At 34.7% G+C, this 21,226-nt stretch carries 19 protein-coding genes and 2 pseudogenes; 19 read left to right on the top strand and 2 right to left on the bottom strand.

Translation table 11 applies throughout. From position 1 onward, the window contains the following. The 8 genes from AB8B65_RS00780 to AB8B65_RS00815 form a co-directional block, all read left to right on the top strand. Nucleotides 1-218: hypothetical protein (locus AB8B65_RS00780; protein WP_405298885.1), on the top strand; the 218-nt coding region annotated here is incomplete at its 5' end. A gap of 90 nt (nt 219-308) precedes the next feature. After that, nucleotides 309-1,319, top strand: a complete 1,011-nt coding sequence (locus tag AB8B65_RS00785; RefSeq protein WP_405298886.1) for a N(4)-(beta-N-acetylglucosaminyl)-L-asparaginase — start codon at nt 309-311, stop codon at nt 1,317-1,319. Between the two features lie 122 nt (nt 1,320-1,441). Continuing rightward, nucleotides 1,442-2,764: a sugar MFS transporter gene (locus AB8B65_RS00790; protein WP_405298887.1), complete on the top strand. Its 1,323-nt coding sequence runs from the start codon at nt 1,442-1,444 to the stop codon at nt 2,762-2,764. Nucleotides 2,765-2,834: 70 nt separating this feature from the next. Continuing rightward, entirely contained in the window at nt 2,835-4,832 is a 1,998-nt protein-coding gene (gene ligA / locus AB8B65_RS00795; protein ID WP_405298888.1) for an NAD-dependent DNA ligase LigA, read from the top strand. Further along, complete coding sequence (locus tag AB8B65_RS00800) at nt 4,833-5,537, top strand: hypothetical protein (protein ID WP_405298889.1); 705 nt, start codon at nt 4,833-4,835, stop codon at nt 5,535-5,537. Then, on the top strand, nt 5,534-6,223 hold the full coding sequence (locus AB8B65_RS00805; RefSeq protein ID WP_405298890.1) for a hypothetical protein: 690 nt from the start codon (nt 5,534-5,536) through the stop codon (nt 6,221-6,223). Before AB8B65_RS00800 ends, AB8B65_RS00805 begins: the two co-directional genes overlap by 4 nt. A gap of 121 nt (nt 6,224-6,344) precedes the next feature. Next, entirely contained in the window at nt 6,345-6,992 is a 648-nt protein-coding gene (locus AB8B65_RS00810) for a hypothetical protein (protein ID WP_405298891.1), read from the top strand. 84 nt (nt 6,993-7,076) lie between these two features. Next, nucleotides 7,077-7,748, top strand: coding sequence for a hypothetical protein (locus AB8B65_RS00815; protein ID WP_405298892.1), 672 nt, complete (start codon nt 7,077-7,079; stop codon nt 7,746-7,748). A gap of 226 nt (nt 7,749-7,974) precedes the next feature. Here AB8B65_RS00815 and AB8B65_RS00820 read toward each other — a convergent pair. Both AB8B65_RS00820 and AB8B65_RS00825 read right to left on the bottom strand, forming a co-directional pair. Then, nucleotides 7,975-8,892, bottom strand: a pseudogene (locus AB8B65_RS00820) (bifunctional metallophosphatase/5'-nucleotidase). A gap of 12 nt (nt 8,893-8,904) precedes the next feature. Beyond that, a complete protein-coding gene (locus tag AB8B65_RS00825) occupies nt 8,905-9,651 on the bottom strand; it encodes a 5'-nucleotidase C-terminal domain-containing protein (RefSeq protein ID WP_405298893.1) in 747 nt (248 codons plus the stop codon). A gap of 304 nt (nt 9,652-9,955) precedes the next feature. Between AB8B65_RS00825 and AB8B65_RS00830 the strand changes: the two genes are divergently transcribed. From AB8B65_RS00830 to AB8B65_RS00880, 11 genes and pseudogenes are all read left to right on the top strand, one after another. Then, a complete protein-coding gene (locus AB8B65_RS00830) occupies nt 9,956-10,465 on the top strand; it encodes a DUF6913 domain-containing protein (protein WP_405298894.1) in 510 nt (169 codons plus the stop codon). A 2-nt stretch (nt 10,466-10,467) separates the two neighbouring features. Next, complete coding sequence (gene dapA, locus AB8B65_RS00835) at nt 10,468-11,349, top strand: 4-hydroxy-tetrahydrodipicolinate synthase (RefSeq protein ID WP_405298895.1); 882 nt, start codon at nt 10,468-10,470, stop codon at nt 11,347-11,349. 6 nt (nt 11,350-11,355) lie between these two features. Continuing rightward, nucleotides 11,356-12,273: an ion channel gene (locus AB8B65_RS00840; RefSeq protein WP_405298896.1), complete on the top strand. Its 918-nt coding sequence runs from the start codon at nt 11,356-11,358 to the stop codon at nt 12,271-12,273. Nucleotides 12,274-12,578: 305 nt separating this feature from the next. Continuing rightward, nucleotides 12,579-13,373 (top strand): outer membrane protein assembly factor BamD, encoded by a 795-nt coding sequence (locus tag AB8B65_RS00845; protein WP_405298897.1) that lies wholly within the window; start codon nt 12,579-12,581, stop codon nt 13,371-13,373. Nucleotides 13,374-13,378: 5 nt separating this feature from the next. Next, nucleotides 13,379-13,705: a DNA-directed RNA polymerase subunit omega gene (locus AB8B65_RS00850; protein ID WP_405298898.1), complete on the top strand. Its 327-nt coding sequence runs from the start codon at nt 13,379-13,381 to the stop codon at nt 13,703-13,705. A gap of 3 nt (nt 13,706-13,708) precedes the next feature. Further along, nucleotides 13,709-14,920 carry a bifunctional phosphopantothenoylcysteine decarboxylase/phosphopantothenate--cysteine ligase CoaBC gene (coaBC, locus tag AB8B65_RS00855; RefSeq protein WP_405298899.1) on the top strand — a complete coding sequence of 404 codons (1,212 nt, stop codon included), beginning with the start codon at nt 13,709-13,711 and terminating at the stop codon, nt 14,918-14,920. Next, nucleotides 14,913-15,803, top strand: coding sequence for a DUF4835 family protein (locus AB8B65_RS00860; protein WP_405298900.1), 891 nt, complete (start codon nt 14,913-14,915; stop codon nt 15,801-15,803). Before coaBC ends, AB8B65_RS00860 begins: the two co-directional genes overlap by 8 nt. 70 nt (nt 15,804-15,873) lie before the next feature. Further along, nucleotides 15,874-17,529 carry a DNA repair protein RecN gene (recN, locus tag AB8B65_RS00865; RefSeq protein WP_405298901.1) on the top strand — a complete coding sequence of 552 codons (1,656 nt, stop codon included), beginning with the start codon at nt 15,874-15,876 and terminating at the stop codon, nt 17,527-17,529. Between the two features lie 63 nt (nt 17,530-17,592). Beyond that, complete coding sequence (locus tag AB8B65_RS00870; RefSeq protein ID WP_405298902.1) at nt 17,593-18,408, top strand: enoyl-ACP reductase; 816 nt, start codon at nt 17,593-17,595, stop codon at nt 18,406-18,408. Nucleotides 18,409-18,691: 283 nt separating this feature from the next. Beyond that, nucleotides 18,692-20,422: an FG-GAP-like repeat-containing protein gene (locus tag AB8B65_RS00875; RefSeq protein ID WP_405298903.1), complete on the top strand. Its 1,731-nt coding sequence runs from the start codon at nt 18,692-18,694 to the stop codon at nt 20,420-20,422. Nucleotides 20,423-20,566: 144 nt separating this feature from the next. After that, nucleotides 20,567-21,226: pseudogene (locus AB8B65_RS00880) on the top strand (hypothetical protein); the annotation flags it as partial.

The following is a 21,226-nucleotide window of genomic DNA, read 5'->3' on the forward strand; positions in this document are numbered from 1 at the left end:
ATGGAAAGAAATATATTAGTATTCAGAAATTAGCGTACGATACACCAAAGCCAACTGAAAAGCCAAAAGTTGAAAAAGTTGGTTATGCTTTTAAATTGAAAAAAGCACGTTATGTAAAAGTAGTCGCCAAAAAGCTCGGAATACTTCCAGAATGGCATTTAGGATACAAACACGATGGACGTTCGTGGATGTTTGTAGATGAGATTGAAATTAAATAGTATCAAAAGAAGTTAAAATACGATTGCCAGTTTTTCATTTTATTCACTTAATTTGAAAATCGTGAAAGGCAGTACAAAAATCTACCATAGATGAAAAGAAGAAAATTTATTCAAAGTGCTGCGTTAACAGGATTGGGTTTAACGGTCGGATCTGCATTAACCGCTTCTGGGGATGATGAGAAATCAGCAGAAAAAGCTATTGCTGCAACGACTAAAACCGACACAAAACCTGTTATTCCAATGGTGCTTGCTACTTGGAATGTGCCGAATGCTACTAAAAAAGCGTGGGATGTTATGCAAGAAGGAAAATCTGCGTTAGATGCTGTAGAACAAGGCGTAATGATTGAAGAAGCAGACGTAAACAATCAATCGGTTGGAAAAGGTGGTTTGCCCGATAGAGATGGAAATGTAACGTTAGACGCGTGCATTATGAACAAAGAAGGCGATTATGGTGCGGTAGTTTGTATTGAAAATATACAACATCCAATTTCAGTTGCGAGAAAAGTAATGGAAGACACGCCACATGTGCTTTTAGCAGGAAATGGTGCAAAGAAATTCGCGATTGAAAGTGGTTTTACACCAGAAAACTTACTCACAGAAGCTTCTAAAAAAGCGTGGGAAACCTGGAAAGTAGAAGCAAAATACAAACCAATTATCAATGTTGAAAACCATGATACAATTGGAATGTTAGCAATTGATAAAAACGGAGATATTTCTGGCGCGTGTACCACAAGCGGATTGTCTTATAAAATGCAAGGTCGCGTTGGCGATTCGGCAATTATAGGTTCAGGCTTATTCATTGATAATGAAATTGGTGGCGCAACGGCAACAGGAATGGGAGAAGAGGTTTTAAAAACCGTAGGAAGCTTTTTAATTGTTGAATTGATGCGACAAGGAAAATCGCCACAAGAAGCCTGTGAAGAAGCGGTAAAACGCGTGGTAAAGAAAAGTCCGAATTACAAGGATTTTCAAGTCGGTTACATAGCGGTCAACAAAAAAGGAGAAACAGGCGCGTATTGCATTCATGAGTGGTTTAATTATACAACCTATCAGAATGGAGAAAACAAAAACCATAAGGCGGATTTTTATAATAAAGTTTAAGAGTTTATAAGTTTAGCAGTTTGTATTTTGAAACAAGCTGAAAGTAAATAACTTAACCAAACACCAAACACCAAACACCAAACACCAAACACCAAACACCAAACACCAAACACCAAATTCACATGGCAACCAACAAATCATACAAAAGTGCTTTTATATTTGTAACCTCATTATTTTTTCTTTGGGGATTTATTACTGTATTAGTCGATTCATTAATTCCTAGATTAAAAGAAGTTTTTGAACTTACAAATTTTCAATCGGGATTAATTCAGTTAGCATTCTTCTTAGCGTATTTTGTATTTTCTATTCCATCGAGTCAATTATTAGCTAAAATCGGTTACAAAAAAGGAATTATACTAGGTTTATTAGTCATTGGTTTTGGCTGTTTTTTAATGTATCCTGCCGCGTATTTTAGAATTTATGGCGTCTTTTTAATAGCCGTTTTTGTAATTGGCGCCGGATTATCAACCTTGCAAGTAGCTGCAAATCCGTATGTTGCAAATTTAGGTCCGGAAGAAAGTGCTTCAAGTCGATTAAATTTATCGCAAGCATTCAATTCTTTAGGAACAACCATTGCACCAACTATTGGAGCATTATTTATTTTGAGTAGTCATGTAAAAAATGAAGAGCAAATTGCTGCATTGAATGATGTTCAAAAAGAAGCGTATTTTGCAGCGGAAGCATCAGCGGTACAATCTCCATTTGTAATTATTGGAGCCTTTGCGATGCTTTTGGGAATCGTATTTCTGTTTGTAAAATTACCTAAGTTGATACAAAAAGTATCTAGCAAAGGATATAAAGAATTATTATCGCACAAACCTTTAATGTTGGGCGCTTTAGGAATTTTCGTATATGTTGGTGCCGAAGTTGCCATTGGAAGTTATTTGGTAGATTATTTTATGAGTATGGAACTCTACAACGTAGTAAGTGGAAGCGATTTTATGATGAGTATTGCCAACAGTGTGGGCGACTTATTTAATAAATCGTTTGATGATGCCAATCCAAAAGCACTGCTAGGTGTTTTTGTAGCCTTGTATTGGTCAGGAGCAATGATAGGTCGTTTTGTTGGAGCGTATTTAACAAAAATTATTGCGCCTACAAAAGTATTGAGCGTATTTGCAATATTGGCTATTTCTATGATTGTTTTATCTATGACAACCACAGGATTGGTTTCTATGTGGTCTATTTTAGCAGTAGGATTATTTAACTCAATTATGTTCCCAACAATATTTGCATTAGCAATTGACGGATTAAGCGATTTAAAACCGCAAGCTTCGGGAATTTTATGTACTGCAATTGTTGGTGGAGCCGTAATTCCGCCACTATACGGATTGTTTTCTGATATGCAAGGATTTAAAACTGCGTTTTTACTAGTGTTAGCATGTTATGCATACATTATGTATTATGGTTTTATGAAAAGAAAAAAAACTGTAGTTGCAGGATAATCTAGCGTAAAAATATGGTTGTCAACGTGTAGTTTGTTATATTTGTTTTATTCACAATATGATAGACTACATGAGCAACATTCAAGAGAAGCTAAAGGCTTTGCGCGATGAATTACGCGAACACAATCACAATTATTACGTATTAGACAACGCTACTATTTCTGACTATGAGTTTGATATGAAACTCAAGGAATTACAAGCGTTGGAAGCAAAACATCCCGAATTCCACGATCCGAATTCGCCAACGTTGCGTGTTGGCGGACAAATCACAAAGAACTTCAATACCATTGCGCACGAATATCGTATGTACTCGTTGGACAATTCGTATTCTAAAGAAGATTTGCTAGATTGGGAAAAGCGTATTGAGAAGATTCTCGGTGTTGAGAATGTGGAATATACGTGTGAGCTAAAGTATGATGGCGCTTCCATGAATTTGACGTATGAAAATGGAAAACTGATCAAAGCAGTTACGCGTGGCGATGGTTTTCAAGGTGATGAGGTAACTAATAACATCAAAACGATCAAAACGGTTCCGTTGCGTCTGCAAGGTAATTTTCCTCCAAAGTTTGATATTCGTGGTGAGATCATTCTTCCGCTTGACGGATTTAAAAAAATGAACGAAGAACGTGTTGCTAATGGCGAAGATCCATACATGAATCCTCGAAATACAGCTTCTGGAAGTTTAAAATTACAAGACAGTAGCGAAGTTGCTAAACGTCCGTTAGAATGTTTATTATACAATATAAAAGGCGAACGCTTGCCAATTTCAACACAGTTTGAAAGCTTAGAAAAAGCGCGTGAATGGGGATTTAAAGTGCCAACAGTTGCCAAAGTTGCCAAAAACGTAGATGAAATTTTAGAGTTTGTCAATTATTGGGAGGCAAATCGTCACGAATTAGCGTATGAAATTGATGGAGTTGTAATTAAAGTAAATAACTTACAATATCAAGATGAGTTAGGTTATACTTCTAAAGCACCACGTTGGGCAATGGCGTATAAGTTTAAAGCTGAGCAAGTTGCAACGGTTTTAAATGAAATTACCTACCAAGTTGGTCGTACTGGAGCAATTACACCTGTAGCAAACTTAGCTCCAATTTTACTTGCAGGAACCACTGTAAAGCGTGCATCCTTGCATAATGCAGATCAAATTGCTAAATTAGACATTAGAGAACGCGATACTGTATTTGTAGAAAAAGGAGGTGAAATTATTCCGAAAATCGTAGGTGTAAATTTTGAAGCACGTCCAAGTGATTCTACAGAAACTGTATATGCAAGTGAATGCCCCGAATGTCATACACCATTAGAACGAAAAGAAGGAGAAGCACAACATTATTGTCCAAATGTAGCTGGTTGTATACCACAAATTGTGGGAAGAATTCAGCATTACATTTCGCGCAAAGCAATGGATATTGATGGTTTAGGAGGCGAAACAGTTGCGTTGTTAGTCAAAGAAAATTTGATTTCCAATTATGCTGATTTGTACGAATTGACCAAAGAACAGGTGATTCCGCTAGAGCGAATGGCAGAAAAAAGTGCTAAGAATTTAATTAATGGAATTGAAGCATCAAAAAAGATTCCGTTTGAGCGTGTTTTGTATGCGTTGGGAATTAGATATGTAGGAGAAACAGTCGCAAAAAAATTGGCGAAACATTACAAGTCTATAAATGCGCTTATTGACGCTTCGTCGGAGGATTTAGAGCGTGTCGACGAGATAGGAGTGAAGATCGCCGAAAGTGTGGCACATTTTTTTAAAGAAGAAACTAATTTGCAAACAGTTACACGATTAAAAGAATATGGAGTACAATTAGAGTTCTCTGCTGAACAGTTAGAAGGACTTACAGAAACTTTGTTAGGAAAGTCCTTTGTGGTTTCTGGTGTATTTGAAAAAGTATCGCGTAACGAATTAAAAAAACTCATAGAAAATAATGGTGGAAAAATATCATCTTCCATATCTTCTAAAACTTCATTCGTAGTTGCAGGTGACAAAATGGGCCCTAGCAAACGCGAAAAGGCAGAAAAATTGAATATTACAATTTTGACCGAAGATGCGTTTTTGAATATGATATAAATGAATTTTACAAAACCAACACATATAGTTTTTATCATCTCGGCAATCGTCTCGATGCTTGTCGCTATGTTTTTGGAAAAATTTTGTTTAATTTATGTGCAGCCATTTACGGTACTAACCATTCTAGCTATCTATTTTGCGGAGAAAAAAACGCCAACTAGTATTTTATACATATTGTCGCAGGTAATTGGTTTAGCAGGTGGAATTTTACTCATATTAGGAATGCGCGATCATTTGAAGGCGGTTTCTATACTATTTTCCATATTTTATGTATTGTATCTTAGGTTGATGTACATTCGGAACGCAAATAAAAAGACAGAAATGCGAACTTATTTCTATGTTTTTTTGATGTCATTGCCTGTTTTATATATTTATTACAGTGTAATTAGCACAATTTCCTCTGAACTGAAAGGTGCTGCGGTATATTTTAGTTTTCTAATGTTTTTTATGTTGAGTTACATTATTACTGCTCTGTATTATTATGTAAAAGATAAAAAACCTTCCAATCTTTGGATGCTTATTGCAGCCGTAAACCTTGGGTTTATGAATATTATTATTGGACTTAATGAATTGTACATGTACGAAACTATATTTACTGTAATTGTGGTATTTTGTAGCTTGTGTATTCAATATTTTGTATTGAAATTTATTTTGTATGACGAAGCGGATGAAGAAGAAGATATTTTGAATATGTTGAATGAATGAAGCATGTAAAGCCAACACATATCATCTTTTGTATAACAGCACTTTTAATGTTGGTATGTGCTGCTTTTTTTGAAAAACAAAATATAGTGTACGTATATCCATTTCCTGTCATTGCTATTTTTTGGATGTATATGACAGAAAAAAAAGAACCGCTTAGCATTTTGTATGTACTTACGTTAGCTATTACTATTGTTGGAGGTGTATTGTTATTGCTAGGATTGCGGAAGTTTACACCAGAAGTTTCCATATTATTTTCGCTGTATTATATTTTTTACATGCGTTTGATGTATTTAAAAAATGAAAGGAAAAAAACAAATCGGATATTGTATTTTAGGTTGGCACTTATTGTGTTGCCCATCATCTATATTTATGATCGAGTAATGTGTCTAATTTACAAGGAAATCAGTGATACATTTGCATACTTTGCAGTGCTTGTTATTTTAGTGTTGATTTACATTATAGTAGCGCTATATTATTATTTGCGAAACAAGAATCAAACGAATCTTTGGATGCTCATTGCTTCATGCAACATAGGAATTATGAACCTAATTATAATGATCAACGAATTGTATGTCACTGAAACATTTTTTACCGTAATAGCGCTTTTCTGCTGTAATTTGAAATTATATTTTGCGATGAAATTTATGTTGGAAGATGAAAAAAACACCTTGCCAGATATAGTATAATTACCTGTTGTTACTATGTTGATGATTTTAGTTAGATTACAATTCGCATCAAAAAAAGAATATTTAATAACTATAAAAATAGAGGAATAAATTAGAATTAGTTACCAACAACCCTAAATTAATGTCGAAACAAAAAATACTTACCTATTTATATTTCTGCCTACTGATTTTAGATCTGTTAGGTGTTATATATCCAGATGCTGTTGATAGAACGTATACTACTTTCTTACCATTTCCGGCATTAATTGTATTGTATTTTTGTTCCGTAAAAAAGGTAAATTGGTTATATGTTGCATCATTACTAAGTACCTTTTTAGGAATCATCTTTTTCAACATGGAAACTTATAGAAAACCTGCATTAATTTTTTATGGAATTGGAGTTCTTATCTATGTAATCATAGCTTTAAAAAAAGCAGGAGAAATTCCGATACGAAGTATTTTTATTGCTGCAATTCCTTTTCTAGTCATATACTTAGTTCCGCTGTTTTATTATTACGATGAGGTAAAAATGGAGATATTTAATTATATTTTATTCTATGTATTTTCTGTTGGTTTATTCTTTTTTATTTCCACTTTAGTGTATACAACGCGACAAAATAAACCAAATTTGTGGCTTCTCAGTTCAGGAATCGTATTTGTTATTTCTACCACAATTCATGGACAAAATCTTTTCTTTGGATATATAATGTGGGTCAGAGCTGCCGTAGTTTTGACTTTTCTTTACATGCATTACGCTATGTATAGATATACCATCGCAAATAAAAAATAACAACAATATTGAACGAATTGAAAATACACCACTTTTAAAAAAATATAGGATTTCTATACAGAAATAAGTTACTTTGTCATGTTAATGAAAAAGATTGCTACGCTTTTAGTCACTTTACTCGTCTGTATAGCCTGTATAGACTTTTTATGGTTATTTTTTCCAGACTATGTATCTAGAAAATATGCCATAGTATTGACGATTCCTGTGATAATGCTTTGCTACTTTTTATATGCTGAAGCGAAAAATGTGCTGTATTTACTAGCATTAGTAGCTTTTATGATTGCTGATTATTATTTTTTCATTGAAAGAAGTCTCGCATACGGAACCATAAGTAGTGGTGTTGCATTATCTATTTATGGTGTTATTGTATTAAAGCAATCTCATTATATTTCTACTAGAAAGCTACTCATAACTACCGTTCCTTTTTTGACAATATACATGTTGCCTTTTGTCTATTTTGTAGAACACATAAAAGATGAAATTTTTGGAGAGATTATCTTTTATAGCTTTGCCATCGCTTACTTTTCATTTATGTCTGTAATGACATACATTAGCAAACGAAGTATTGTAACACAAACACTCGCATTAGCTGGTATATCTACAGCATTCATGGGACTTTTATTTGGAACCTTCTTATTTGTAGATAGAAATCCAATATATGCAGTGCTATCCAATTTGTTTTTTATATGCTCACATTACAAAATGTGGCAATACATTAGTATCAAAGATGCAATAAAACCAAAAAAAAGCGCATAAAAATGCTCGTTTTTAGTTGAAACTTCTAAGGTTATGAAAAGGTTTATAAGTTTAGGAGTTTATGCTTTGAAACTATCAGAAAGTAAACAACTTGACCAGTAACCAGTAACCAGCAACCAGCAACTATTTCCAGAGTTTATAAGTTTAGGAGTTTATGCTTTGAAACCATCAGTAAGTAAACAACTTGACCAGTAACCAATAACTAGCAACCAACAAACAAAACAACCTACACAATAATCGATTTTCCGTTAGCAATTACGTTCTTTTCATCATCAAAGTAAAAATCAACTCTTCCCACATAAATTCCGTACGCACCAACTTGATTTACTAAAACAGATTCTCCCTTGCTATTTTTTTCAATCGTAGGTTTTGGTAAAAAAGTATGTGTATGTCCACCAATAATCAAATCAATATCTTTGGTAGCGCGTGCTAATTTTAAATCAGAAGGTCGTTACGGGGTTCTCTTGTAATTATATCCGATGTGAGACAAACAAATGACCAAATCGCACTTTTCATCTTCTTTCAAAATACGACTCATATCTTGCGCAGATTCAACAGGATCGTTATATACAGTTTCTTTGTACATGCGTTTATCTACCAAACCTTCAAGCTTTACACCAAGACCAAAAATTCCAATCTTAATGCCATCTTTCATAAAAATTTTATACGGTTTTACGTGCGTATCTAAAACAGTATTTTTAAAGTCGTAATTGGCAGAAACGAAATCAAAATTAGCATTTGGTAACTGCGCGTATAACCCGTCAATTCCATTATCATAATCGTGGTTTCCAATCGTAGCCAAATCGTACTTCATCATACTCATCAGTTTAAATTCCAATTCGCCACCGTAATAATTAAAATACGGCGTTCCTTGAAAAATATCACCAGCGTCCAATAACAATGTATTTGGATTCTCTTTTCTAATATTTGCAATCAAACTTGCTCTACGTGCTGCACCACCTTGATTCGGATTTCTTGGATGATCGGCTTCAAAAGGATCAATATGACTGTGCACGTCATTAGTATGTAAAATGGTAATATGTTTCTTTGCTGAACTCGCTGTAAAACTCTGCAATGACAAACCTCCTAAAGTGACAAAAGCACTAGAAGCCAACGAATTTTGTATAAAATCTCTTCTTTTCATTTCTTAGTTGGGTTATTGTTGTATAAATCTGCCATCAAGTTGTGCAGGAATCGTGTCAACAGTTTTAAAATAATCAATCATTGCAGTTCTAATCTTATAATTCAAGACTTCCAAAGATTCTGGATTCTTCAAGAAATTCATTCGATCGCCACCATTTTGCAAATAATCAGATGTAACTACAGTGTATGTTTTTCCTGCTTCAATTGGTTTTCCGTTCACCAAAGCTTCCATCACTTTAAAATCTTTATCCAGTTTAATGGTCAAGCCAGAAATTGGATGCGCACGTTTTGCTTCCGCCAAATACGCCACCATATTGTGTACATTTTCAGCAGTTAGCTCAGCCACAACAATCGAATTTTCAAAAGGCATTACATTAAAAGCAGTTCGTGTCTTAATTGGTCCTTTCGGGATTGGCGCACGAATTCCACCATGATTCAACAAGCAAATATCAATACTTTTACCTGTTCGTTTCTTATAAACAGGTTCACTCTGCGATCGTACCAAATCGGCCATTAAATTTCCAATGGTAGTCTCAAGTTTACCATCATTCTTATGCATATCTTTTGGAGCATAACTCAGTATTTTTTCCATATCCTCTTGGATACGTTCGCGATAAGGCTTGATAAAATCTTCAATATCCTGATTGGTAAGCAAAGAATCACTTACAGTAATACGTTTTCCTTCAATTTTAGAAACTTGTTTTTTTACGGCACAAGAAATGACTAAAAATAAAATGAGAATCGGAATAATTTTTTTCATAAAAACTAAATATGTGGCAAATTATAAAAAATACAAGATATCGTCATAGCCAATTACACTAAATAATTGTAAAACCACACACTTTTTTTGTGATTACTTGTCAAAATTCAACGTTCGTTGTTAAAAAACGACGCTTACGAAATAATTTTTTTCTTCTGCAAAACTCCACGTAACTTCGTATATAACTAACGTTTGCGGGGAAAAACAGTAGTTGTATAATTTTAGAAGATAAGAGGCGTATGTACAAACATGCGCCTCTTTTTTGTGGAAAAAGAGTATTTTTGTCAAATATCAATTCGCATACATGTTTTTAAAAGGATTACAATACAAATCAGCTCAGAAAGCACTTACGAAAAAGCTGCGCAATACCGCAACAAAGGAAGTGAATACCAAAACGATTCAAACTGTTGGAGTTATTGTAAATGCTGATGTAACAGAGAATTTTGAACACATCATCAAAACATTGCAACTAAATGTAGTAGTAGACGTGTTATGCTATCATAAAAATTTTCAAAAAACGCGCCAAGTAACGTATCCTGTTTTTTATGAAAAAGACTTTGGTTGGAAAGGAAAACCAAAAACAACCGAATTAAAAGAATTTTTAGACAAACCTTACGATTTATTGATCAGTTATTACAGTGATGATCTTGTACCATTACAATTAGCTTCAGGTTTGCAAAAAGCAACTTTTAAAGTGGGTATTGCAGGAAGTAGTCAGGAAATACATGACGTTATCATTCAAACCAAAGAAGACGAAATTGCAACATTTGCAAAAGAACTACATACATATTTACACATACTAAATAAATTATAATAATGAAGAAATTCATCGGAACTGGAGTTGCATTAGTGACACCTTTTAATACAGACTCTTCAGTAGATACCAACGCATTAACAGCTATTGTTGAACATGTAATTGCAGGCGGAATAGAATACTTAGTCGTTTTAGGAACAACCGCAGAAAGTGCCGTGTTGACAAGTGAAGAAAAACAGTTGGTCATTGATACAGTTCTAAAAGCAAATAACATGCGTTTGCCTATTGTTTTAGGAATAGGAGGAAACAATACTGCTGCCGTTGTGCATGAATTAAAAACTACAAACTTACAAGGTATTGATGCTGTTTTGTCGGTTTCTCCATATTATAACAAACCAACGCAAGAAGGAATATATCAGCATTTCAAAGCAATTGCAGCAGCAAGTCCAAAACCAATTATAATATACAATGTGCCTGGAAGAACGGCGAGTAATATGTTGCCAAAAACGGTCGTTAGATTGGCAAATGATTTTGAAAATATTATCGGAGTAAAAGAAGCGGCAGGCGATATAGTACAGGCCATGAAACTTATAAAAGACGTGCCAGAAGATTTCTTGGTTATTTCGGGTGATGATATGATTACGCTACCAATGGTTTTTGCCGGTGGCGCAGGTGTTATTTCGGTGATTGGACAAGGATATCCAAAAGAATTTTCGGAAATGGTACGCTTAGGATTGGCAGGAAATATAAAACAAGCAAACGCACTTCATTACAAAATGATGCCTGCAATAGATTATATTTTTGAAGAAGGAAATCCTGCGGGAATCAAAGCTGTTTTCGAAAAATTAAAACTAGCTACTGCTACCGTTCGTTTGCCTTTAATAGAAGCTTCGGAAGGACTCAAACAAAAATTACATACGCTTACAGATGATTTGAAAGCATAAAAATAAATGGCAAAAAAAGTAAAAGATCCAGGCTTAGGTGAAGCATCTGTTACAAGTGCAAAACGAATTGTAAACAAAGATGGTTCGTTCAACATTAAACATGTACACAGAAAAACAGGAATTTCTGCATTGTATACGTATTTAGTTGATATCAGTTGGACACATTTTTTCTGTTTGGTCTTCTTAGTATATTTCATTATCAACATTACATTTGCAACTATATATGTAACAATTGGAGTGCAGTACATCTCAGTAGAACCGCAAGGTTTCTTTATCGATTTTGTGAATGCTTTTTTCTTTTCTTCGCAAACCATTACAACTTTAGGTTACGGAGCTATGGCGCCAACAAGCATTATTACAGGAATTGTTTCAAGTTTTCAGGCGTTGATCGGATTGTTAAGTTTCTCATTCGTAACAGGACTTTTATACGGACGTTTTTCCAAACCAAAAGCATCTATAGAATTCAGTGATGAAATAATTTACCGCGACTTTAAAGAAGGAAAAGCATTAATGTTTCGGTTGATGAATAGCAAAAAAGATGTCATGATAAACCCGACTGTAAAAGTCACTTTGGCTATAACAGAAGCAGACCAAGCACACGGATATCAACGTAATTTTTATCAGCTTGAGCTGGAAAGAGATCACATTACCTATTTGCCAACCACATGGACATTGGTACATGAAATTACAGAAGAATCACCAATCTATAAATTTTCTGAAAAAGAACTCAAAACACTCAATGGCGAGTTCTTAATTATGGTTTCTTATTATGATGAAGCCTTCAATGAAGAAGTGTACAAACTACATTCGTATACGTTTGAAGAATTAGTAATGAATGTTGCTTTTGAAAAAGCCTTCTATTATGATGAAGACGGATTTACCGTATTAGATCATCATAAAATAAGCAATACTAGGAAAATGTAAACGGGACTAGTTTTTTCTCAAATTACAAAATAATAAGCAAGTATTTCAAAAAAAATACTTACGAAAACCCCACGAAAAATAGATGTTTTAATGAGTCTAAAAGGCGCAGCCGCTCTACTAGCGAAGCGATCTAATAGTGTCAGCGATCTAACAGCGTCAGCGATCCGTGAGCAATAGCGAACTAAACAAAAAAGTTAAAACTATGGTAAAGAATACTAAAATCAGATTTGTAAAGTTATTTTAGCGCTTTAAAAATGTTTTCATAATACATAATAAATACCTATTTTTGCCAGATGTTTAAAAAGATGAGGAAATTTCTATACCTAATTTTAGCTGTTGTTACGCTTGCTTCTTGTAGTGAATACCAAAAAGCATTAAAGTCGGAAGATACGAAAGTAAAATACGAACTTGCAGAACGCTTTTATAAAGAAAAAAAGTTTAAAAAGTCAAGTAGACTTTTCGAGCAAATTGTGCCTAAATATAGAGGAAAACCACAAGGTGAACGTGTTACGTTTTTATACGGACGTACATTATTTGAAATAGAACAATACATTGTTTCAGGATATCAGTTTGAGCGTTTTGTACGTTCATACCCAAAAAGTGATAGTGTACAAGTAGCTTCTTATTTTGAAGCAAAAAGCTATTACATGCAATCGCCTCGTTACAGTATCGATCAAAGAGAAACGATGACGGCAATTAATAAATTGCAAGGATTTATCAATAACTATCCAGAATCAGCATATCTTGATAGTGCCAATGAAATGGTAAGTGAATTAACCACTAAGATTGAAAAGAAAGCATACGAAATTGCAAAACAATACAATACCATTTCAGATTATAAATCAGCAATTAAAACAACAGAGAACTTTCTTTCAGATTTCCCAGGAACATCTTTTAGAGAAGATGCAATGTATTTAAAGCTTGACGCGACGTACAACTTAGCAATACGAAGTTTTACTACATTAATGGAAGATCGATTGAATGAAGCTTCATCAGCGTACAAAACGTTGGTTAAGTTTTATCCAGAGTCAAAATATAAAGAAGAAGCCGATAAAATTATGGCTTCAATAACAGAAGAATTAGCAAAAATTTCAAAATAATAAATATGGTTGATATTAAAAACTTAGACGCTCCAATAAGCACTACAACAGTTGAAAGAAATCAATTTGATGCGCCAACAGACAACATTTATGAAGCAATTTCAGTTGTAGCAAAAAGAGCAATTCAAATCAACTCTGAAATCAAGAAAGAATTAATCGAGAAATTAGACGAATTTGCTACGCACAACGACAGTTTAGAAGAAATCTTCGAAAACAAAGAGCAAATCGAAGTATCTAAATTCTACGAAAAACTTCCAAAGCCACATGCAATTGCAGTACACGAATGGTTGGAAGACAAAATATACTACCGTAACACAAAAGAAGAAGCTTAAAATATGTCAATAATAAGGGGCAAAAAAGTAGTATTAGGCGTTACCGCTGGTATTGCCGCTTATAAAATAGCTTCTTTAGTACGGTTATTCATAAAAGCAGGCGCCGAAATCAAAGTGATTATGACGCCTGCTGCTAAAGACTTCATTACGCCATTAACGCTGTCTACCTTATCTAAAAATCCTGTGCATTCCTCTTTTACGAATGAAGAGGATGAAAATGATGTGTGGACAAACCACGTAGAGTTAGGATTGTGGGCAGATTTTATGTTGATTGCGCCAGCAACAGCAAACACGATGTCTAAAATGGCATCCGGAAACAGCGATAACTTATTACTAGCAACGTACCTTTCTGCAAAATGTCCTGTATATTTTGCGCCCGCTATGGATTTGGATATGTACAAACATCCATCCACAAAAAACTCATTTGAACAACTGACCAAATATGGAAATACTATGATTCCTGCTACAAGCGGCGAATTGGCAAGTGGTTTGGTTGGAGAAGGACGCATGGCAGAACCAGAAGATATCATTGCATTTATTGAAAAAGACATCTTAGACAAACTTCCGTTAAAAGGAAAAAAAGTTATGATTACCGCAGGACCAACCTACGAAGCTATTGATCCTGTACGTTTTATAGGAAATCATTCTTCGGGTAAAATGGGCTTCGAATTGGCGCGTGCGGCTGCCAACTTAGGTGCTGAGGTTACTTTAATTGCCGGGCCAAATCATCAAAGCATTTCACATTCGTCTGTAAATGTGGTGGATGTAATTAGTGCTGAAGATATGTACAAAGCGGCACACAACGATTTTTCATCAGCAGATATTGCCATTCTTTCTGCGGCTGTTGCCGATTATAAACCAAAAGATGTGGCATCTCAGAAAATAAAAAAGAAAGAATCATCGTTACATATTGAGTTGGTAAAAACAAAAGACATTCTAGCTTCGTTGGGCGACATCAAAAAAGCACAATTTCTAGTAGGTTTTGCTTTAGAAACAAACAACGAATTAGAAAACGCCAAAGGAAAGCTTACACGTAAAAATTTAGACATGATTGTGCTAAATTCTTTAAACGACAAAGGAGCAGGATTTGGAAAACCAACTAACAAAGTAACTATTATTGACAAAAAAATGAATACCTTAGCTTTTGGGTTAAAATCGAAAGCCGATGTAGCCATTGATATATTTAATGAAATTTTAAAGCGAATCCATGCGTAACCTTGTTCTAAGTCTTTTACTTTTATGTGGAGTATCATTTGTAACTGCACAAGAAATCAACTGTCAAATTACCATTGACACACAACAAGTCAATCAAACGAACCAGCAAATATTTAAAACGCTCGAACGTTCGTTAAACGACTTTGTAAACAAAACGCAATGGACCAACAAAAAATATACTACTTCCGAGCGTATCAATTGTAGCATGGTCATCAATGTATCACAATACAATTCGGATGAATTTGTGGCAACGATTCAAGTACAATCGTCTCGTCCAATATATAACTCATCGTTTGAGTCGCCTGTGTTTAACTACAACGATAGGCAATTTCGTTTTATCTATCAAGAATTTCAACCATTAGTATACAATCCAAATGCTTTTACATCAAACCTAGTTGCAGTAATTGCATACTATGTATATGTAGTTTTAGGAATTGATGCAGATACGTTTGCGCTTCGTGGCGGATCAGACTTTTATGCACAAGCACAACAAATAGTAAACCTTTCACAATCAGGTCCGTTTCTTGGTTGGAAAGAAGCCGATGGAAATCGTACACGTTGGACATTATTAGACAACATGCTCAACAATACACACAAAGAATACAGAACTGTAATGTACAACTATCACAGAGTAGGTTTGGATGTTATGGCAGATGATCCACGTGCGGGAAAAGAAGCCATCAGCGCAAGCATGGAAATCTTTAAAGCACTTAACAACCGTAGGCCAAATTCATTCCTATTACAAACATTTTTTGACGCCAAAGCAGAAGAAATTCAGCAAGTATTTTCGGGCGGACCTAAAATAAATGTAGTGCGTTTGGTGGAAACACTAAACAAAGTAGCACCATTCCACGCAACCAAGTGGGAAAAAATTAAATTCTGATTCTTGCGAAAATTTGGAGCAATACGCTATTTTTGTGTGTTGAAACTAACGTACTAAAAACGCGACTACATTGCTCACACAACTATCTATAAAAAACTTTGCACTCATTGATGCTTTACAAGTTGAATTTGATAAAGGATTTACCATCATTACGGGTGAAACTGGCGCAGGAAAATCAATTCTTCTTGGCGGATTAGCATTAATACTAGGAAAACGAGCAGATTTATCTTCGTTGAAAGATAAAGAACGTAAATGCGTTATTGAAGCCGAATTTTCCATAAAAAAGTACAAACTCAAAAATTTCTTTACCGAAAACGATCTTGATTACGATCATGATACCATTGTACGCCGCGAAATATTACCATCTGGAAAATCACGTGCTTTTGTAAATGATGTTCCTGTGCGCTTAGCAATTTTAGATGCATTGGGCGATCGGTTAATTGACATTCATTCGCAACATCAAACTTTGCAACTGACAGACAACCAATTTCAATTTCAAGTCATTGATATATTGGCGAATGTTTCAGAAGAAGTCAATTCGTATCAAACGGTATTAAAAAGTTATCAATTCACACAAAAAGAATTACACAGCATACAAGAAGAACGCGCTGCTTTAGAAAAAGAGCACGATTACAATATGTTCTTGCTAAAAGAATTGGAAGAAGCCAAACTAGAAGGGTTGATTCTTTCCGATTTAGAAGCAAAATACGAACGCTTGAACAATGCGGAAGACATAAAAACGAATCTAAGTGCTTCTGAACAATTACTTTCCGATGAACAAGTTGGTGTACTCAATTTACTTTCAGAATTGCAAGTCGCTTCTGGAAAATTAGCAGACATTGCACCCGAATTTAAACAATTGGCGGAACGTGTAAAAAGTTCATACATTGAATTAGATGACATTTATAACGAAGTCATCAACTTACAAGGAGAAGTTACGTTTGATCCATCTGTATTTGAAGAAATCTCAGAAAAGCTTCAAAAAATATTCGATCTACAAAAAAAGCACAGTGTACTTTCGCTGGAAGACTTACTTGTAATTCAATCGAAACTATCTGAAAAAGCAGCTGTTTCCGAAAACATTGACGAAGTCATTCAAACCAAAGAAAAAGAATTAGAAGCACTCAGCAAGCAACTCAAACAACTTGCAAAATCCATTCATACAAAACGTTCGCAAGGTATTCCAACACTTGTACAACAATTAGAAACAATGCTGGCAACTTTGGGCATGCCAAATGCACGTTTTAATATCAAAGTAACATTAGCCAATCAGTTTTATGCAAACGGAATGGACGATTTACAATTTTTATTTGCAGCGAACAAAGGCGGACATTTTAACGAATTAAAAAAAGCAGCTTCTGGTGGAGAATTATCACGTGTAATGCTATGTATCAAAGCTATTTTATCGAAATATATGCAATTGCCAACCATTATGTTTGACGAAATTGACACAGGAGTTTCGGGAGAAGTAGCCAACAAAATGGCAAAAATCATGCAACAAATGAGCAAAAGTATGCAAGTATTCTCCATAACACACTTGCCACAAATTGCAGCCAAAGGAAAACAACATTTCAAAGTATACAAACAAGACGTAAACGAAGTTACAACCACGCAATTAAAACAACTGCAGCCAGAAGAGCGTGTACACGAAATTGCACAGATGTTAAGTGGCGCTAAAATTTCGGAATCAGCTTTGGCAAACGCAAAAGAATTATTACAATCGTAAAAATCGATCAATTCAATCTTTTACCATATATTTGAACCAGCAAACGACTTAAAAAGAACAAGCATGTCATATAACTTATTAAAAGGAAAAAGAGGAATCATATTTGGTGCTTTAGACGAAAATTCTATTGCATGGAAAACTGCAGAACGTGTGCATGAAGAAGGTGGAACATTTGTACTAACAAATGCACCAATTGCAATGCGTATGGGGAAAATAAAGGACTTAGCCGAAAAAACGGGTTCTGAAATTATTCCTGCTGATGCTACTGATTTAGAAGACATTCAAAACTTAGTTGACAAATCAATGGAAATCCTTGGCGGGAAAATTGACTTCGTATTACACTCTATCGGAATGTCAGTAAACGTTCGTAAAGGAAGACATTACACAGACTTAAAATACGATTGGATGACCAAAGGTTGGGATGTTTCTGCGGTATCTTTTCACAAAGTAATGCAAACACTTTACAAAACTGACGCAATGAGCGAGTGGGGAAGTATTGTAGCACTAACATACATGGCTGCACAACGTACATTTCCAGATTACAATGATATGGCAGACAACAAAGCATATTTGGAATCTATTGCGCGTAGTTTTGGTTATTTCTTTGGGAAAGAGAAAAAAGTACGTGTCAACACCATTTCACAATCGCCAACACCAACAACAGCTGGACAAGGAGTAAAAGGATTTGACGGATTTATCTCGTATGCGGAAAAAATGTCGCCACTTGGTAATGCAACAGCTCTAGATTGTGCAAACTACACTGTATCATTATTCTCAGATTTAACAAAAAGAGTAACGATGCAAAACTTATACAATGATGGCGGATTCTCAAACACAGGAGTAAGTCAAGAAGTGATTGAAAGATTCACAGAAGAATAATAAAATAATAGCAAATAAAAAAATGCCTCTAAAATTGCTTAGAGGTATTTTTTTTTGGAAAAAATCTAATAAAGGCAGAATTTTTTTTGATATGGATATATAAGAACACTATCAAAAAACATTCTTAATGCAGCGAAAAGTATAGTAAATACAAGGGTTAACATAGAAATGTATAAGTCTGCCGTTAATTTCCACGAACATAATATTGTTAAATATTTGTGAAATTTAAGTTGTTTTAATAGCTTAGGAGTCTCGAACTCAATAAACTATTTACCGACTGCTTATGAAAAGACGACTACGCATCTCCTTTTCTTTCATATTATACATCCTCTGTTTTCAACTAACTGCACAAACACATTTTGAAAATCAAGCGGTAGCTGTTGGTGTTGATGATGCTAGTGGAACCATTTATCTTGGTGGAGGAATATCTTTTTGTGACTTCAATAATGATGGTTGGGACGATATTACCATCGCAACACAAAGTGGCGATCCATTAAAAATTTACAAAAATAATGGAGATGGAACGTATTCTCCAGAAACTACACTAGTTCCCAATAACAATGCACAACAAAAACAGGTGATATGGGTCGATTTTGACAACGATGGCGACAAAGACTTATTTATTGCTGGTGATGTAGACGGAAGTCGATTGTATCGAAATGACACAACAGCACTAACCGATGTAACCATTACAGCTGGTTTGCCTACCGCAGCACAAGATAATTTTGGCGCTTCTTGGGGCGATTATAATAATGATGGATATTTAGACATATTTCTTTGCAATAGACGACTCAGTGCTCCACAACCAAACTATTTGTACAAAAACAACGGAGACGGAACTTTTACCAATGTAAGCGCTTCCGCGGGAATTGACAATGGAAGTCACCTTTCGTTCTGTTCAGCATTCTTTGACTTTAATAATGATGGCTGGCAAGACATTTATATGGCAAATGATAAAGTAAATACCACAAATATTCTATACAAAAACAATGGTGATGGTACATTTTCAGATGTAAGTGATGAATCAGGAACCAACATGGCAATTGATGCCATGTCGGTTACTATTGCAGATTTTGACAGAGATGGATGGTTTGATATTTATGTTACAAACGGAATTCCAGGAAATTACCTTTTAAGAAACAATGGTGATGAAACATTTACAAACATTGCTTCTGATACAGGAACTTTGTTTGAAAGTTTTGCTTGGGGATCCGTTTTCTTAGATGCTGAGAACGATGGCGATTTAGATTTATATGTAAGCGGGTCATTAGATGGTGGCGTGCCAAGTTTGCCATCAGCTGCATTCTACTCAAACAATGGCAACGGAACATTTACTATACAAACGACTACAGGATTTGAAAATGATACCAGTGAAAGTTATTCAAATGCTATTGGAGATACTGATAATGATGGTTTTCCTGAAATCATAGTTAGCAATTCTGGCGGTGATGATATTTTCTTATGGAAAAATCAAACAACTTCCACTAACAATTGGCTAAAAGTCAATTTAGAAGGTGTTACAAGTAACAAACAAGGAGTCGGAGCCACTATTGAACTCAGAAGTGAAGGTGTATCACAATACAGATATACAGTTTGTGGAGAAGGATACATTTCACAAAACTCTGAAACTGAATTTTTCGGAATCGGAACGAATACAATCATAGATTACGTCAAAGTAACTTGGTTGGGTGGCGCACAAGACATACTATTTAACGTAACGCCAAACCAAGCAATAAACATAATAGAAGGAAGCAATCCTTTAAGTACAGAAGAATTTCAACAACAAATGGAAATTCAAGTATATCCTAACCCAACAACAGGAAAAATTTGGATACATACAATTACAAATGATGCTTATGAATATTTCATTTTTGATACTAGAGGCGCACAAGTAAAAAACGGAAAAATTTCACAACAAGAATATATAGATATTTCAAGCTTATCTTCAGGATATTACACTTTAAAAATAATGAGTAAAAAAGCTATATTTAACAAAAAAATAATGTTAAGGTAATGTAAACAAAAACAGTAGGAAAAACCCTTTTTCATGTATTTTGTCGATAATAAAAGCCCTTTTACCGATAAATACATGCTCGATTGAAAAAAAATGTAGTTCTTTCAACTGATATTAAACTAACTAACAAAAATCAAACTTTTTATGAAAAAAATTACACTTAAACTTTTTATGATTATGTGTTTATTAGGTACCTATATAGGTGTCTCACAAACATTGAATCAAGCTGCAAGTTGGCCTAACGCAGGTTGGACACTTTCTGGTACATACACCGCAGGTGGATTATTATCTGATCCTACAGGAGCAGGTACTACATTAACTTGGGATGATGATGCTGCTGGTAGTGGTTCGGGAGATTCTATTGAAGCTACTTCACCAGTAATCGATCTTACTGCTGCAAGTGGAGCAGGAGAAACTTGGATTACCGTAAGTGGAGACTACACATACAGAGCACTAGGTGGAGATGTTTTACAAATTGAAACCTATGATGCTGATGCAATGACTTGGACAGCATTAGAAACATTTGCTGGAAACTCAACAGCAAATGATTTTCAAACATGTGCTAATACAGAAGCATATACAACTGCAGTGCTTGATATTTCAGGGTTTACTGCTACACAATTATCAGGATTCCAATACCGTATTACTTATGATGACCAAGGAGGTTGGCAATGGGGATGGTGTTTAACTTCACCAACGATTACATCTGTAGCTCCACCAACATGTCTTGATCCTTCTATGTTAACAGCAACTAATATCACTGATACAACAGCTGATTTAGGATGGACAGAAAACGGAACTGCT

The organism is Kordia sp., assembly GCF_045105435.1.
Classification (GTDB): Bacteria; Bacteroidota; Bacteroidia; order Flavobacteriales; family Flavobacteriaceae; genus Kordia.